The following is a 15,909-nucleotide window of genomic DNA, read 5'->3' on the forward strand; positions in this document are numbered from 1 at the left end:
CCTATATGTGCTGGATCACCGGCCGGTGCCGGGGACCAGGGAGCCGTCCGACGTGTTCGGGAGAACCGTGGCGCGTGCCTTCCGGGCCGGGCCCGCCGTCCCGTTGAGGTCCTTGTGCACGGTGCGGGAGAGATCTTCGATCGCTTCCACACCGGCGGACATGGTCGGGTGGTCCGCCGTCAGGACGGCGAGCGCGTAGTCATGTCCCTGGCCGGTGAACGCGCCGACGCTGTGGACCCGCCAGCCGCCACCGGTCCGCTCCAGCCATCCGTTCTTGACGTGCACCTTCGCCCCGGCCGGTGCGCCGGCGGGCACCCCCCAGCGCTGCTCGGGCACCACCCGGCTCATGAGGTCGAGGGCGTAGGCGCGTGCGGTGCCGCCGAGCACGGAGTTCTCGGTAGTGAGGAGATTCAGCAGGGTGAGCTGATCGGCGGCGTTGATCTGGGTCAGTCCCCAGTAACCCTCCGTATCGGGAAGGGTGTCGTGCATTCCGGCGAGACGGAGGAAGGTGTTTATTCGCGCGAGACCGATTTTCTTCCACAAAGCGGAAGTGGCGTCGTTGTCCGACTTCGTGATCATTTGTTCCGCGAGGTTTTTCTCGTCCGCCGTCAGCTCGCGCTTCTCGTCCTGGGCCTGCCGCAGAAGAGCGCCCAGTACGGTGACTTTGACGACACTCGCCGAATCGTATTTCCGGCTCGCGTCATACGCGCACTTGGTGTTGCTCTTCCGGTCGTACAGGGCGAACGACAGGTGGCCGCCGGAAGCGTGCGAGTTCAGTACCCGGCCGAGGTCTTTCGCGAGCCGCTCGGCGCGGCCGTCCTCGGCGGAGGTGCAGGTCACCTGCGGAGACGTCGGGTGTGCTGCCGAGTCCGTGGTCGGCGTGGCCATCGCCGGGGTCGCGGTCGCGAGGAGCGAGGACAGGGCCGCGGTGAGAATCGTCGCGGCGGACAAACGCTGCTGACCGGAACCCAGGGTGCGTATTCGGTGGCGCAAGGTGTTCCTTTGTCTTTCTGTTCGTTTTCACCGACAGGGCTTGGAAAGAGGGGGGTTTTGCGACAGGGGCGCTGCCCGGCTGTCGCTCGGGGGGGGGCGGCAACTGCCGGCCTGGCGTAGGTGGCCGGGGGCGTTCACGCCCGCATCGGGCAAGCGCAATTCACGCCGCAGGAGCATCCTGCATGAACGTTTCTGTGTCAATGACGAAAATAACGACGCGGGGATGGGCGAAGTGATCGATGCGGGGATGGGCGCAGTGGTGGGCGCAGTGATGGATGTGGCGATGGATGTGGCGATGGTGGCGGGCTCTATCCCCCCACCTGTGTGATCCGGTCGTCGCCCAGCCGTGTCTGTACGTCCTGGAGCAGCAGCTTCAGCAGGCCCGCGAGCTGCTCCTGCTGGGCCGGGCGCAGGCCGCTCACCAGCTCCGTCTCCCGGTGCAGCACCAGGTCCACGGTCTGCTCGACGAGGGTGTGCCCGGCCGGGGTCAGCTCCACCCACACCGTGCGGGGGCGGCCCTCGCCCGCGCGGCGCACGACCAGCCCCTCGCGCTCGGCGCGCGCGACGCGCTGGGAGACCGCGCCCGCCGTCACCATCGAGCGGGCCGCCAGCTCGCGGGTGCTGAGGGTGTACGGGTCGCCGGCTCGGCGCAGCACGCTCAGCAGGTCGAGGGTGGCGGTGTCCACCCCGGCGCGGGCCAGCACTCGGCGGCGGTCGTCGCCCAGCAGCTTTGCCAGCTGCCACAGGGGCGTGACGATCCCGATGGACGAGACGGGTGTCCCGGGGCGCTCGCGTTCCCAGGCGTCGGCGATCTCCTGGACGGGGTACGGGGCGTCCGCGCTTGCCATGGGCCCTCCTGCGGGTTACGTTCAGGTCTAAATTTAGACCTGAATGAATGACGTCGGGAGTTACCTTATGTCACGCACCATCCTGGTCACCGGCGGCGCCACCGGCATCGGCCTGGCCGTCGCCCGCCACTTCGCCGCTCAGGGCGACGCCGTCACCGTCACGGGCCGCCGCCCCGCGCCCCTGGAGAAGGCCGCCGAGGAGACCGGCGCCCGCGCGGTCGTCTGCGACCACACCGACCCCGCCGCACTGGCCCGACTCCTGGACGAACTGCCCGAGCGGATCGACGTCCTGGTCAACAACGCCGGCGGCAACACCGACCTGGACGCCGCGCCGGGCGACGACCTGGCCTCGTACGCACGGGCCTTCCGGGCCAACCTCGACGCCAACCTGCTCACCGCCGCCCTCACCACCAAGGCCGTCGAGGGCCGGCTCGCCCCGGGCGGCGCCGTCGTGCACATCGGCTCGATCGCCGCCGACCGGGGGGCGGGCTCCGGTGCGTACGGCGCGGCCAAGGCCGGGCTCGCGACCTGGAACCTCGACCTGGCGAACGCGCTCGGCCCGCGCGGCATCACCGCCAACGTCGTCTCGCCGGGCTACATCGAGAACACCGAGTTCTTCCGCGACCAGCTCTCCGACGAGCGGCGCGGATCGCTGGTGGATGCCACCGCCACGGGCCGCGCGGGACGGCCGGGGGACATCGCGTCGGCGGTCGCGTTCCTGGCGTCCGAGGGCGCGCGGCACATCACGGGGCAGGTGCTGAACGTCAACGGGGGTGCGTACAGGACCCGCTGAGGGGGCTTGAGGGCCGCCGGTCGGTGGTGGCGGTTGGCGGCGGGGCCAGTGGTGCCGGTTGGCGGCGGGGCCAGTGGTGCCGGTTGGCGGCGGAGGTCGGTGGTGCCGGTTCGTGGCGGCGGTTGGTCGTGTCGGCTGGCGTCGTTCGGCGGTGTCAGCCGGTGGTGTCAAGCCGGTGGTGACAAGCCGGTGGTGACAAGCTGGTGGTGTCAGTCCCCGGCCGCGTCCATCCGGGAGCTACCGCTGCCACCCTCCCGGCCCTCCTGCGCGTCCTGCCCGTCCTGTCCGTCCTGTCCGCCCTGTCCCTCCCGCCCCTCATATCCCTCTTGGTCCTCCTGCCCCTCATCCTCCACAAGGCGGGCCGGGAAGCCGCCCGTGGCGACCGGCCCCCATCGGAGCGGCGTCACCCGGATCAGCGACTTGCCCTGCGTGAGCATCGCGGCGCGGTACTCGTGCCAGTTCGGGTGTTCGCCCGCGATGTTGCGGTAGTACTCCACGAGCGGCTCGACCGAGTCCGGCGCGTCCAGGATCTCCGCCTCGCCGTCGATCTGCACCCAGGGGCCGTTCCACTCGTCGGACAGCACGAGCACGCTCACCGAGGGGGCCCGGCGGGCGTTGCGCACCTTGGCGCGCTCCGGGTACGTCGCCATCACCAGGCGCCCGGAATCGTCGACGCCGCAGGTCAGCGGCGACGCCTGCGGTGTGCCGTCGGAACGCCGGGTGAGCAGGACCGCGCGGTGCCGGGGGCGCACGAACTCCAGCAGGCCGTCGAGGTCCACGCGGGTGTTGGTGGCGATGGAAGGGCTCATGCGGACGAGCCTAGGCCGTGTGGCGCGTTCGGGAGGGAGCGACGTTCCGGGTGCGGCGCGGCCTGTCGCCCACGGCGCGGCACGGTCCGCCGGTCCGCCGTGTCCACGCTATTGACTAAAAGTCAGCCGGGAACGACGCTGCTGGGCAGCCGTCGTAGCCGCACCCCGGGAGGACTGGTGGGTACAGGTTCGAGTACAGACGCACGGACCGGCGCGGGCGGGGAGAGCGAAGCGCTCCGTGAACTGACCGAAGCGCTCGGCGCCCCGGCGCCGCCCGGCCTCGCCGCTGTCCCGCCCGAAGAACTCGGTGTGCTGACACGGGCGTTGCACGCCCGCAGGGAGACCCGCGCCGCGGGCCTCAACGACGCGGCCGAAGAAGCCCTCAAGCTGGTGCCCGCCCTCGCCCGCGGCCCCGTCCGCCGCATCCTCTTCCGCTGACCGAACGGTGGTCCCCATGGACACGCTCAGCAACCGCGCCGAGGCACAGAAGCTGGCCCAGCTGCTCGACGTCCTGCCGGAACAGCTGGACTTCCTGCACGGGCTGCCCGCCGAGGACGTACGGCAACTCCGCGCCCGTACCGTCGACGCGCTCTTCGACGACGTGCCGGACATGCTCGACCGCATCGCCGCCGCCACCAGACTCGTACCGGCCGGTGTGGCCGCCGCGATCTCGCAGAAGGCGCTCGGCCCGCGGCTGGCCGCCTCCGTGGCCGGGCGGCTGGACGCCGGCCGCGCCGCCGACATCATCGAGAAGCTGCCGGTCGCCTTCACCGCCGAGTCCTGCGGTCATCTGGACCCCCGCAAGATCGCCGGGGTCGTCGACCGGCTGGACGAGGACCTCGTGGTCCGCATCGCCGTCGCCCTCGCCGAACGCGGCGACCACCTGACGATGGGCCGCTTCGTCGGCCACCTGCGCGACCGGGCCCTGGAGCGCATCCTCCAGCTGATCGACGACCGGGTGGTGCTGCGCGTCGGGTTCTTCATCGACATGCCCGAACGCCTCGACGCCATCCTGGAACTGATGGGGGAGGAGCGGCTTGCCTCGGTCGTGGCGGCGGCCGGGGACGGCCTGTGGCCCGAGGCGCTGGCCGTCGCCGGACTGGCCGGGCCGGAGCGGCGCGCCCGGGTGGCCGCCCTCACCGCCCGTCAGGACCCCGTACGGCTGGACGGTCTCGTCCGCACCGCGTACGAACAGGGGCTGTGGGAGTCGCTGTTGCCGCTGGTGGCCCTGCTGTCCGAGGAGGACCGGCGCGCGGTCGCCGCCCTGCCGTCACTGCGCGACGCCCAGGTGCTCGGCGCGGTCGTCCGGGCGGTGGTCGCGACCGGGCTGTGGGCGGCGTTCCTGCCGCTGGTCGGGGTGTTGCCGCCGGAGTCGCGCAAGGTCGTGGCGGACACGGCGGGGGCGCTGCCGGACGCGGAGCTGGGCGCGATGGTGCTGGAGGTCGAGAAGCAGGACCTGTGGGACGCGGTGCTGCCACTGGTGGAGATCATGGACGAGCCCGCCAAGGAGCGCGTCTTCGCGCTGCCGGCCTTCCAAGAGCAGGAGTAGGGGCAGGAGCAGGAGTAGAGGTAGAGGTAGGGCGGGAGTAGAGGTACGGGCGCGGTGGTGACGGCAGCAACAAGGGGAGAGGCAGCAGGCGTTCGCCGTCCGCTCAATCCGCCCTGGGCGCAAAGCGGGTGGCTTCGCGGGGCCGCCCGTTAGCGTCCGGGACATGACCGCCTCTCCCGATGACGGCCGCGTTCCCGGCGGCCCCGCCCGGACCGCTCCCGACCGGACCATCTCCGCCCGGACCGCTCCCGCCCAGATCGCCACCGCCCGGACCATCTCCGCCCGGACCGCCCCCGCCCCGACCGCCACCGCCCGGACCGCCCCCGACCAGATTGCCCCCGACGTCTGGCACCTGCCGTTCCCGGTGGGCCACGTCTACCTCGTACGGCTGGCCGACGGCGGGTACGCGGCCGTCGACTCCGGTGTCCCGGGCTCGGCCCCGGTGATCCTCGACGCGGTGACCCGCCTCGGCGGGCGGCCGGACGCGCTGCGGCAGATCGTGCTGACCCACTTCCACATCGACCACATGGGCTCGGCCGCCGACCTGGTGGCCGCCACCGGCGCCCGTGTCCTGGCCGGCGCGGCGGACGCCCCGTACATCTGCGGCACCGCGCCCGAGCCGCCGCCGGCGCTCACCCCCACCGAACGGCCGCTGCTCGAAAAGGTCCTGGCGGGTATGACGGGGGTGGGCACGCCGCCGCTGAAGCATGTACGGGTGGATGTCGAACTCCACGACGGAGATGTCCTCGACGACTGGCCCGAGCCCGCCCATGTGCTCCACGTCCCCGGCCACACGCCCGGCAGCACAGCCGTCCACCTGCCTGCCGCCGGTGTGCTGTTCACCGGCGATCCCATAGGGACGGGACCGGACGGCCGGGTCGTCCTCGGCCCCTTCAACGTCGACCGGGCGCAGGCCATCGCCTCCTTCCGGCGGCTGGCCGCGCTGCCCGGCGTGGACACGCTGTGCGTACCGCACGGCATACCGGTGCGTACGGGCGCCGCGCGTGCCCTGGCCGCGGCCACGCCGGAGTCCGACTGGCTGTGAGCCGGACCGTACGGACGTCGGGCTGCCGGACGCCGGGCTGCCGGACGCCGGGCCGCCGGACGTCGGGCCGCCGGACGTCCGCGAAGGGTGTTCCGCCCCTGCGGTGAGAATAGGGTCCGGTGCGCTGCCCCGACCGCGGCGCGGAACGCAACAGAAAGGCTTCGCCATGCAGCTGCACACCCACGAGTGGGGCGCTGGTGACCGGGTCGCGGTGCTGGTCCACGGCATCATGTCGGACCACCGGACCTGGCGCCGGGTGGGCCCGGCGCTGGCCGACCGCGGCTACCGCGTGCTCGCCGTCGACCTGCGCGGCCACGGCGCCAGCCCGCGCGGCCCGTACGGGGACGAGCTCTTCGCCGACGACCTGGTGGAGACCCTGCCCGGGGACGTGGAGCTGGCGCTGGGGCACTCGCTCGGCGCGATGGCGCTGTCGCTGGCGGCCGAGCGGCTGCGTCCGCGCCGCGCCGTCTACTCGGACCCGGCCTGGACCCTCGGCAACACCGAGCGCCCGATGGATCCCGCGCTGTTCGTCGAGTTCAAGCGCGCCACCCACCAGATGGTCCGGGGCTTCAATCCGCGCTGGGACGAGGCCGACGTCGACATCGAGCTGGCGACGATCGAGGTCTGGGACCCCGGCACCGCGCTCGCCCTGTCCGGCAGCGGCCTCAAGGAGCGCATACCGGAGCGCGCGGTGGTTCCCTCCCTGGTGCAGGTGGCCGGGGAGGGCTTCCTGTTCACGGAGGCCGACAAGGGACGGGTGGCGGCGCGCGGCTTCGAGGTCCGTACGGTCGAGGGTGCCGGGCACACCATCCATCGGGACGATTTCGACGGTTTCATGAAGTCGCTGGACGGCTGGATCTGACCGGGACGGCCCGCCGGGGACCGGGATTTGCCCCAGATGTTCAATCTTGCGCCATTCGGGGTGTGGCCGGAATGACGGAGGCGCCCGGCCCCGCCCGGGTGTTTTGCTGCGGTCGGCGGCGGCTGATTAGGGTGTGGTGCGTGGTAGTAGCAACCACCCGCCCCGGTCGGCATGCGGACCGGCGACCCGAAATCCCCTGAGGCAGCACAGCGATGACCGAACCGGCGACACCGGCCCGGGGCCCCGCCGCCGCGCCGGAACGCCCCGCGTCGGTCTCCACGCGCCCGCCCGCCGGGCGGCTCGCCGAGGAGCGCGTCACCGCTCTTGTGCTGACGTACCGTCAGTCGCTGCTGCGGTACGTCACGGGCCTGCTGCCCGCCGATCCGCAGCGCGCGGAGGACGTCGTCCAGGAAACGCTGTTGCGCGCCTGGCTGGAAAGCGACATCTCCCGCGTACGGGACACCCGGCGCGAAACCGGGTGGGAACCCGGCCTGCCCTGGCTGTTCAAGGTCGCCCGCAATGTCGTGATCGACTGGAGCCGGCGCGACAGCTCCCGGCCCGCGGTGCCGACCGGACTGCCGCCGGAGACGGCCGGTCCGGCGGACGAGGTCGCACGCGTCGTGGAACGGACGCACGTCGTCGAGTTGCTCGCCCAACTGTCCCGCCCCCATCGAGAGGTTCTGGTGTACACATACCTGCTCGGCTGTTCCGGACCGGATACGGCGCACGCGCTGGGCATACCGCCCGGCACGGTGAAGTCCCGGCTGCACCACGCGATGCACCACCTGCGGCGGGCCGCCGCGCCCGACGCCCGGGACCGCGGATGAGCGGGCCGGGCCAGGCCGTGCCGCCGGGAGCGGCGGCCGCCGCGGTACCGGCGCAGTCCCCGGTTCCGCTGGCCCTCGGTATGCCGGACCGCAACTCCTGGCTGATCCTGATCGGCTTCCTCGTCGTCCTCGTCCTGCTCATCTGGCTCCTCGCCCGGACCGTGCGCAGGCAGGGCGGCCTGCGCCGCACCTGCCGCCGGGTCGCGTGGGAGGTCCGGATGACCGCGCGGGCGTTCACCGCGCCGCTCCGCGCCTACCTGCGGCACCGGCGCTGCGCCCGGACCCTGGCCGCGTACTTCGCCGACCCGGCCGCCTACGACGTGTCCCGTGCGGCGCTCGACCGCGCGGACGCGGACGCGGGCGACGGCTGCTACGCGCCGACCGTTCAGCTGTCCCCGGCCTGGGACCGCGTACACGTCGTCGTCGCGGGCCGCGACCCGGCCGGTGCCCCCGGCCCGCTCCTGCCCTGGGCGGGCGCGGCGGAAGAACCGGGGGAGTGGACCTGGTCCGCGCGCGCCGACGCGGTGCGGGGGCCGTCGGTGGCGCACGGACGCGCCGTACGGCTGCCGCTCGTCCTCGGCGTGGACCGCAAGGCGACGGGCGTGGTGCTCGTCGACTGGCTGCGCGGTCCCGCGGCGCTGGGCGTCGAGGGTGACCCGCAGGTCTCCCGCAGCGTGCTCCAGGCGCTGGCCGCCCAGGTGGACCGGCTGCCGGACGGGCCGCCGGTCCTGGTGACGCCCGGCGTGCACCCGCGCTTCCCGGGCCGTTCGCTGGACGACGTCCTCGCCGAACTCGCCGCGGACCGCTGGGCGGCACCGGGGCAGGGGATACCGGACGTACCGGAGATTCCGGATGCTACGGCGGTGCCGGTGGTCGTCTGCTGGGCGCCCACGGCCGACCAGGCGGCACGGCTGGCGGACCTCTGCGCACGGGGACGCGCCCGCGCGCTCGTCGGCGGCCGGCTGCCGGGCGCCTGCTGGGTCCTGCACGCCGAGTCGGACGGACGGCTGCTCGGCCCCGGGCCGCGGGTGGACGTGGAGTCGCCCGCGCTGGGCGGGGCCGTGGCCCGCGCGGTCAAGCGCAGGCAGCCCGCGCCGCACTGCGTCCTGCCGGGAGCCGGTATGGGCACGGGGACAGGTACAGGGACAGGGACGGGCATGGGGCCGGACTCCGGTTACGGCGCTCCGGCCGAGCCCGTATGGGAACCGGCCCCGGCGATGCCGGACCTGCGCAAGCCGGAGCCGGAGCCCGAGCAGGACCACCCGACCAGCCCGCTCCCGCCGCAGCCGCAGATGCCGCAGCCGCAGGCACAGCCGATGCCGGCCGCCTGGCCCGCCGCCCCGCCGCCCGCGTACGGGCCCCCCGGCAGCGCCGGACCCCACACGTACGGCGCGCCGCACGAAGCGCCGTACGAAGCACCGCCCGCACCCGTCGCCTTCGACGCCGACTTCGCCGAGCCCGCGCCGGGCGCGCCCGCTCCGGCGACCGCACCCGCGCAACCTGGTCCCGTACCCGCACAGCGGCCGGACGCACCCGCCCCCCACGGGGCCGCAGCGCACTCCCCGGCGGCCTCCGGCACCCCGGCCGACGCCGGCGCCGGAGCCGACTTCGCGGAACCGGACCTGGCCGAACCCCGGGCCGCCGCCGCGCCGCCCGGTCTGTCCGGGGTGTCCGCCGCAGGCACCTCCGACGCCGACTCCGACCCCGCCGATCCTCAGGAACGGACCCCTCGTACCCCGTGAGACTCTTCGTCACCCTCGCTCCGGCCGCTCCGGCCCGGCCCGGCTCCCCGCAGCCCGCCCCCGAGCGGCGCGACCTGGTCCTGCACACCCCGGGCACGACCACCGTCGGCGCCCTGGCCGCCCGCCTCGCCGGTGAGCCCGCTTCCGGCGACACGCCTCCCGCCCTCTTCCTCGGCGACCGCGAACTCCGCGCGGACCTGCCGGTGTCCGCCACCGGCATACGCGACGGCGCCACGCTCGGCCTCGGCGGCCCCGTACCGCCGGAGCCGGACGGCGGCTACGGACCGGACCGCGCCGAGCTGCCGCCCCCGTCCCGCTCCGCCGACGGCGAGCGGCTGCCGCGCGCGCCCCGCGTGGAACTCCAGCTGGTCGGCGGCCGTGGCGCCGGACGGGTCTGGCCGCTGGACCCCGGTACGCACACCGTCGGCCCGGCAGCGGGCAGCTCGGTGCGCCTCCAGGGCCGCGACGTGCCCGGCGCGGGTATCCGGATCACCGTCCGCCCGGACGGCACGGTCCTGCTGGAAGCCGGTCCGGCCGCCCGCGCGTCCGCCGACAGCACGGCGGCGGACGGTGGCAGGCCCGCGCCCGGCCACCGCGCCGACGTACAGCTGTCGGTGCCCGAACCGCCGCCCGCGCGGCCCCGCGCCGACGCCACTCCGCTGCCGCCCGCCCCGCCGCCCGAACTGCCCGACCCGTACGCCGACACCCACCTGCCGGTCCCCGAAGGCTGGGTGGAGTGGCCGCTCGGCGGCGAGCTGCGGCTGGGCGAGTTCCTGCTGCGGGTGGCCGAGCCCACCGAGGCGGACGCCGCCGTGACGGCGTCCGAGGACGGCGCCCACCTGGACTTCAACCGGCCGCCGCGGATCGTCCCGCCGCTGGTTCCGGAGCGGTTCACGCTGCCGTCGCCGCCCTCGCCGCCGCCCCGGCGCACCATCCCGCTGCTGGTGGTGGTGGCGCCGATGTTCATGGGCATCGGCATGGTCGTCTTCCTGCACTCGTACTTCTACCTGATGTTCGCGTTCTTCAGCCCGGTGCTCGCCATCGGCAACTACATCAGCTCCCGGCGCAGCGGCTGGCGCGACTTCCTCACCTCGGTCGCCAACTACCGCGCCCGGCGCGCCTCGCTGGAGCAGGACGTCAAGGGCATGGTCGAGCGCGAGCGCGGCCTGCGCGTCGCCGCCGGACCCGACCCGGCCGCCGCCGGCATGTGGGCCGTCGGCCCCGGCGCCCGGCTGTGGGAGCGCCGCCGCGGCCACCCCGACCACCTGCTGCTGCGCGTCGGCACCGTACGCCAGGCGTCGCTGCTGACGATCGAGGACAGCTCCCGCGAGGACAACCACCGCACGGTGAACTGGCAGATCCCCGACATGCCGATCGGCGTGGACCTGTGCGGGGACGGCGTCGTCGGCATCGCGGGCGAGACGGACGCGGCGCGGGCGCTGGCCCGCTGGACGGTCGCGCAGGCCGCGGTCCTGCACAGCCCGCGCGACGTACGGATCACCGTGCTCACCGACCCCGCGGGCGCGCCCGCCTGGGAGTGGGTGCGCTGGCTGCCGCACGCCCGCCCCGGCGAGGGCGGCGTGACCGCGCCGCCCACCGGCGGCCCCACCGTGACCCTCGGCAACGACCCGGAGACGGTCGCCAACCGGGTCTCCGAACTGGTCTCCGCGATCCGCTCCCGGGCCCGTTCGCGGGAGTCCGCGATGGGCGGCGCGCTGCTGGCCGAGCCCGACCTCGTCGTGGTGCTGGACGGCGCCCGGCGGCTGCGTGACGTACCCGGTGTGGTGCAGGTCCTCAAGGAGGGCCCGTCCGTACGGGTCTTCCTGATCTGCCTCGACCAGGAGGAGCGGATGCTCCCCGAGGAGTGCGTCACCGTCTGCGCGGTCGGCGCCCGCGAGGTGACGCTGCGCCGCACCGGCAGCGCCGACCTCACCGGCATCCGCCCCGACCTGGTGGACACCGGCTGGTGCGAGCGGATCGCGCGGTCCCTGGCCCCCGTACGCGACGTCACCCCGGACGGCTCGGACGGCCTGCCGGACCGCGTCAAGCTGCTGGACCTGCTGGGCCTGGAACCCCCGCAGGCCGCCGAACTGACCGCCCGCTGGACCAAGCGCCCGGCCTCCACCGGCGTCCTGCTCGGCGCCGGCTACACCGGCCCGGTCACCTTCGACCTGGTCAAGGACGGCCCGCACGGCCTCATCGCGGGCACCACCGGCGCCGGCAAGTCCGAACTGCTCCAGACGCTGGTGGCCTCCCTGGCGGCGGTCAACCGGCCGGACGAGATGACGTTCGTGCTCGTCGACTACAAGGGCGGCAGCGCCTTCGCGGGCTGCGAACGGCTGCCGCACGTGCTGGGCATGGTCACCGACCTGGACAGCCACCTCGTCGAGCGGGCCCTGACCTCGCTGACCGCGGAACTGACCCGCCGCGAGCGCATCCTCGCCGACGCGGGCGCCAAGGACCACACCGAATACCGGGCGATGCGCCGCCGCGACCCCGCGATGGCGCCGCTGCCGAGGCTGCTGCTCATCATCGACGAGTTCGCCACCCTCGCCCGCGACGTGCCCGAGTTCGTACCCGGCCTGGTCGGCATCGCCCAGCGCGGCCGCTCCCTCGGCCTGCACCTGCTGCTCGCCACCCAGCGCCCGGCCGGTGTGGTCACCGCCGACATCCGCGCCAACACCAACCTGCGGATCTCGCTGCGCGTCACCGACGCCCTCGACAGCCAGGACGTCCTGGAGGTCAACGACGCGGTGAGCATCTCCAGTGACACCCCGGGCCGCGCCCTGGCGCGGATCGGGCACCGCTCGGTGCTCCCGTTCCAGACCGCCTTCGTCGGCGCCGTACGCGACGCCGCGCAGGCCACGCCGCCCGACGCCGGGGACACGGACGGCCAGGGCACCCAGGCCGGGCCGCAGTCCGAGGCCGACGTGTGGACCAGCGAACTCACCTGGTCACTCCTGGGCCGTACGGCTGCCGAACCCGCCGAGGAGACCGCGGACCTCTTCGACGCCATCCAGGAGGCGATGGACGACCGCGACGCGCCCACCGACCTGACGGCCCTGGTCGACGCGGTCCAGGAGGCCGCGGCGGGCCTGGAGATCGAACGGCAGCCCAGCCCCTGGCTGCCCGCCCTGCCCCACGCGGTGACCCTGGCCGAACTCCCCGAGCGGCCCGACCCCGCCGACGGGCGCCTCGCGCCGGTCGCCTGGGGCCTGGCCGACCTGCCCGGCGCCCAGCGCCAGGAGCCCCTGGAACTGGACCTGACCCGCTTCGGGCACCTGTACGTCCTGGGCACCCCGCGCTCCGGCCGCTCCCAGGTCCTGCGCACCATCGGCGGCGCCCTGGCCCGGCGGCACTCCAGCGCCGACGTGCACCTGTACGGCATCGACGCGGCCGGCGGCGCGCTGGCGCCGCTGTCCGCGCTGCCGCACTGCGGCGCCGTCGTACCGCGCGCCGACCTGGAACGGCTCGGCCGCCTGCTGTCCCGGCTGATCGCCGAGATGAGCGCCCGCCAGGAACTGCTCACCTCGCACGGCGCGGCCAACCTCACCGAGCTGCGCGGCCTGCTGCCGCCCGCCGAACGCCCCGCCCACGTGGTCGTCCTGATCGACGGCTGGGACTCGCTGGCCGCCCTCCTCAACGACCACGACGGCGGCCGCCCGGTCCAGGAGCTGACCTCGCTGATCCGCGAGGGCGCGCCGATGGGCCTGCACGTCATCGCCACGTCCGAACGCGCGCTGATGACCGGCAAGGTCGCCTCGCTCAACGACGAGCGGCTGCTGCTCAGGCTCACCGACCGCAACGAGTACAGCCTGGCGGGCGTCCCGCCCAAGCAGGTCCCGGCCGTCGTCCCGCAGGGCCGCGGCTGGCGCGGCGGCAGCGCCACCGAGGTGCAGGTCGCGCTGCTCGGCGAGCGGCACGAGGGCCCGGTCACCGGCCGTGACCAGGCCGAGGCGCTCAAGCGGATCGGCGAGCGGGCCGAACAGCGCGACCGGGACGTGCCCGCCGCGCGCCGCCCCGCCCGCGTACTGAGCCTGCCCCGCCAGGTGTCCTTCACCGCCGCGTACGAGAAGGTCCCGGCGGCCGACCGGCGCCCCCTGTGGGGCCTGCTCGGCGTCGGCGGCGACGAACTGGGACCCATCGGTGTGGACTTCGCGGCCGACGCGCCGTCGTTCCTCATCAGCGGCCCGCCCGGCAGCGGCCGGTCCACCGCCCTGACCACGCTCGCGGTGTCCCTGCTGGCGGGCGGCACCCGGGTGGTCGCGCTCACCCCGCGCGAGTCGCCGCTGCGCGGCCTGGCCCGGCATCCGCGTGCCGTGGTCCTCCAGGACCCCGACCCGATGGCCGACGAGGTCAGCGCGGCGCTGAACGCCGAACCGGGGCCCGCCGTGGTCCTGGTGGACGACGCCGACCTGCTGTCCCAGCTGCCCGCCGCCGACGCGGCGCTGCGCGAGGTCGCCACCACCGGACGCGACCGCGGCATCGGCCTGGTCGCCGCCGCCACCGCCGAGACGCTCACCTCGGTGGGCATCGGCTGGCTCGGCCTCGTACGGCGGGTGCGCAAGGGCGTGCTGCTGTCGCCGCAGTCGCCGAGCGAGGGCGACATCCTCGGCGTGCGGGTGCCGTACGACCTGCTGCGCGGCCGTCCGACCCCGGGGCGCGGCCTGACCGTCGACCCGGTCACGGGCGCGCTGGTCTCGGTGCTGGTGCCGGAGACCGTGCTGCGCGAGGGGGACGCCGGCTGACCGGCCGGGGGCCCTCACGACGGTGCCCCGCCGCCCGGACCCGAGGTCCGGCGGCGGGGCACCGTCGTGTCGTGCGGTCCGTCAGCCGGCCTTCTTGGTGCCCGCCGCGATGTCCGCGTCCATCTTCTCGATGTTGTTCTTGATCTGGTTGAACTGGTTGGCGAAGGAGTTGATGCTCTCCACGGCCTTCTGCAGCGACGCGGTGAGGTTGTTGTACGACTCCTTCAGCGCCGGGCTGCTCTGCTGCATGAACATGCCGTTGTCCAGCAGGCCCTCGACGGAGGACTTGGTGCTCAGCAGCAGCGGGTTGATGTCGTTGACGGCCTGGTTCATCACGCCGGAAACGCGCTGGATCTCGTTGTAGTCGAGGTTGATGTTGCCTGCGGGCATGGTGCTGACTCCCTGGATCGGTAGGGGGTTGGGTGGGGATCCGGACGGGGTCCGGGGTGCGCCGGGCCGTGGGGGCGGGCCGTCAGTCGTCGGACTTCTTCACCTTCCAGCCCGAGTCCCCCTCGGCGTCGTCGCTCGTCCACTCCTCCGTCTTGCCGTCGGTCACCACGGTCTTGGTGCCGCTGCCGTCCTCGTTGACCTCGATGGTGGTGGTCACCTCGTGGCCGTTGAGGTCGACGGAGGAGTGGGTCGTACCTTTCACCGTCTGCTCGTTGCCGTCCTCGTCGGGACCGACGGTGGTGTAGGTGGTCTTCGTGTCACGGTGACCGGTCTTCTGGTCGGTGACCGAGGTGGTGGTACCGGTGGTGGTGCTCTCCTGGTCCTCGGTGTCCTTCGTCTTGCTCTTGAAGTCGTCCGTGGTGGTCTTGTGCTCCGGCGTCTCGGTCATCGACGAGGTGCCGGTGGTGTTGGTGACGTTGCCGAAGACGTCCGTCGACTTCGAGTCGTACGTACCGTCGTCGTGGTAGTTCGTGGTGTCGGACGCCTTCAGGCCGGTGTTGGTCTCCATGGTCGTGGTGACCTTCGTCGGCTTGCCGTCCGGCCCGTACTCGTACGACGTCGTGGTCTTGTTGCCGTGCCCGTCGTCGGTGGTCCACTCGTGGGGGCGCTCACCGGGCTTCTCGGGCTCCTTCGGCAGGAGGGACGGGTCGAGGTCCGGGTGCTCCTTCTTGGCCTTCTCGACCCCGTCGTGCCACGCGTTCCACTCCTCGTCGCGGGCCTTCCACAGGTCGGAGGCGATCTGGGCGCTCTGCTTGGCCGCCTTGTTGGCCAGGTCGAAGTCCCAGTCGGCCCACTTCTTCGCCACGCCGTCGTAGAGGTTCTTGAGCTTCTCCAGCTTCTCCTCGGAGCGCTTGAAGGAGCCCTTCCACGTCGAGTAGTACTTGCGGATCGCCGCGACGGCCACCCGGGAGCCGACCTCGTCGACCGAGTACTCCTGCTTGCTCTCGCGGGCCTGCTTGACCTCGTCCTTGAGCTTGCCGGACTTCTGGGCCACATCATTGAGCAGCTCGTAGTCAACGGCTATGTCGGACACGGTCACACTCCTCGCGCGCTCTGCGGATCACTTCACGTCTTACAAGGTCAAACGCAACACGAAGCGGATCGGTTCACCCCGGAACCACGGAAGCGGCGCGAAGTGATGTCGTTCACACGATGAACCGATCGTGTCTGAGATACGTAAATGTAAGTGTGATGTCCGATGGCCCGGGTGTGCGGAACGCGCCGGCCGTGACACGAGTGAACG

The 15,909-nt window shown here is 73.4% G+C and carries 12 protein-coding genes and 1 pseudogene; 8 read left to right on the forward strand and 5 right to left on the reverse strand.

Going from position 1 to position 15,909, the window contains the following annotated elements; all coding sequences use genetic code 11:
- Window positions 1–15 precede the first annotated feature (15 nt).
- Window positions 16–993: a serine hydrolase gene (locus A6A06_RS17265; protein ID WP_242440770.1), complete on the reverse strand. Its 978-nt coding sequence runs from the start codon at window positions 991–993 to the stop codon at window positions 16–18.
- A 308-nt stretch (window positions 994–1,301) separates the two neighbouring features.
- The gene (locus A6A06_RS17270) at window positions 1,302–1,841 is read right to left on the reverse strand and encodes a MarR family winged helix-turn-helix transcriptional regulator (RefSeq protein WP_073762038.1); all 540 of its coding nucleotides are present in this window, start codon (window positions 1,839–1,841) and stop codon (window positions 1,302–1,304) included.
- 67 nt (window positions 1,842–1,908) lie between these two features.
- On the opposite strand from A6A06_RS17270, the gene A6A06_RS17275 reads away from it, so the two are divergent.
- Complete coding sequence (locus A6A06_RS17275) at window positions 1,909–2,634, forward strand: SDR family NAD(P)-dependent oxidoreductase (RefSeq protein WP_073762039.1); 726 nt, start codon at window positions 1,909–1,911, stop codon at window positions 2,632–2,634.
- A gap of 341 nt (window positions 2,635–2,975) precedes the next feature.
- On the opposite strand, the pseudogene A6A06_RS17280 reads toward A6A06_RS17275, so the two are convergent.
- Window positions 2,976–3,443 (reverse strand): annotated as a pseudogene (locus A6A06_RS17280) (PPOX class F420-dependent oxidoreductase); the annotation flags it as partial.
- Window positions 3,444–3,620: 177 nt separating this feature from the next.
- Between A6A06_RS17280 and A6A06_RS17285 the strand changes: the two are divergent.
- From A6A06_RS17285 to A6A06_RS17315, 7 genes are all read left to right on the forward strand, one after another.
- On the forward strand, window positions 3,621–3,881 hold the full coding sequence (locus tag A6A06_RS17285) for a hypothetical protein (protein ID WP_073762040.1): 261 nt from the start codon (window positions 3,621–3,623) through the stop codon (window positions 3,879–3,881).
- 16 nt (window positions 3,882–3,897) lie between these two features.
- Entirely contained in the window at window positions 3,898–4,992 is a 1,095-nt protein-coding gene (locus tag A6A06_RS17290) for a hypothetical protein (protein WP_073762041.1), read from the forward strand.
- Window positions 4,993–5,155: 163 nt separating this feature from the next.
- Window positions 5,156–6,037 carry an MBL fold metallo-hydrolase gene (locus tag A6A06_RS17295; RefSeq protein ID WP_079194049.1) on the forward strand — a complete coding sequence of 294 codons (882 nt, stop codon included), beginning with the start codon at window positions 5,156–5,158 and terminating at the stop codon, window positions 6,035–6,037.
- A 166-nt stretch (window positions 6,038–6,203) separates the two neighbouring features.
- Window positions 6,204–6,899, forward strand: a complete 696-nt coding sequence (locus A6A06_RS17300) for an alpha/beta fold hydrolase (protein ID WP_073762042.1) — start codon at window positions 6,204–6,206, stop codon at window positions 6,897–6,899.
- A 212-nt stretch (window positions 6,900–7,111) separates the two neighbouring features.
- On the forward strand, window positions 7,112–7,726 hold the full coding sequence (locus A6A06_RS17305; protein WP_079194050.1) for a sigma-70 family RNA polymerase sigma factor: 615 nt from the start codon (window positions 7,112–7,114) through the stop codon (window positions 7,724–7,726).
- Window positions 7,723–9,468, forward strand: coding sequence for a hypothetical protein (locus tag A6A06_RS17310; protein WP_073762043.1), 1,746 nt, complete (start codon window positions 7,723–7,725; stop codon window positions 9,466–9,468). The genes A6A06_RS17305 and A6A06_RS17310 overlap by 4 nt, the downstream gene beginning before the upstream one ends.
- Window positions 9,465–14,216, forward strand: coding sequence for an FtsK/SpoIIIE domain-containing protein (locus tag A6A06_RS17315; protein WP_079194051.1), 4,752 nt, complete (start codon window positions 9,465–9,467; stop codon window positions 14,214–14,216). The genes A6A06_RS17310 and A6A06_RS17315 overlap by 4 nt, the downstream gene beginning before the upstream one ends.
- 81 nt (window positions 14,217–14,297) lie before the next feature.
- Here the strand turns inward: A6A06_RS17315 and A6A06_RS17320 are convergent, their stop codons facing one another.
- The gene (locus A6A06_RS17320; protein WP_073762044.1) at window positions 14,298–14,606 is read right to left on the reverse strand and encodes a hypothetical protein; all 309 of its coding nucleotides are present in this window, start codon (window positions 14,604–14,606) and stop codon (window positions 14,298–14,300) included.
- An 82-nt stretch (window positions 14,607–14,688) separates the two neighbouring features.
- On the reverse strand, window positions 14,689–15,699 hold the full coding sequence (locus A6A06_RS17325; RefSeq protein ID WP_073762045.1) for a hypothetical protein: 1,011 nt from the start codon (window positions 15,697–15,699) through the stop codon (window positions 14,689–14,691).
- Window positions 15,700–15,909 lie beyond the last annotated feature (210 nt).

This window comes from Streptomyces sp. CB02923 (assembly GCF_001905005.1).
GTDB lineage: Bacteria > Actinomycetota > Actinomycetes > Streptomycetales > Streptomycetaceae > Streptomyces.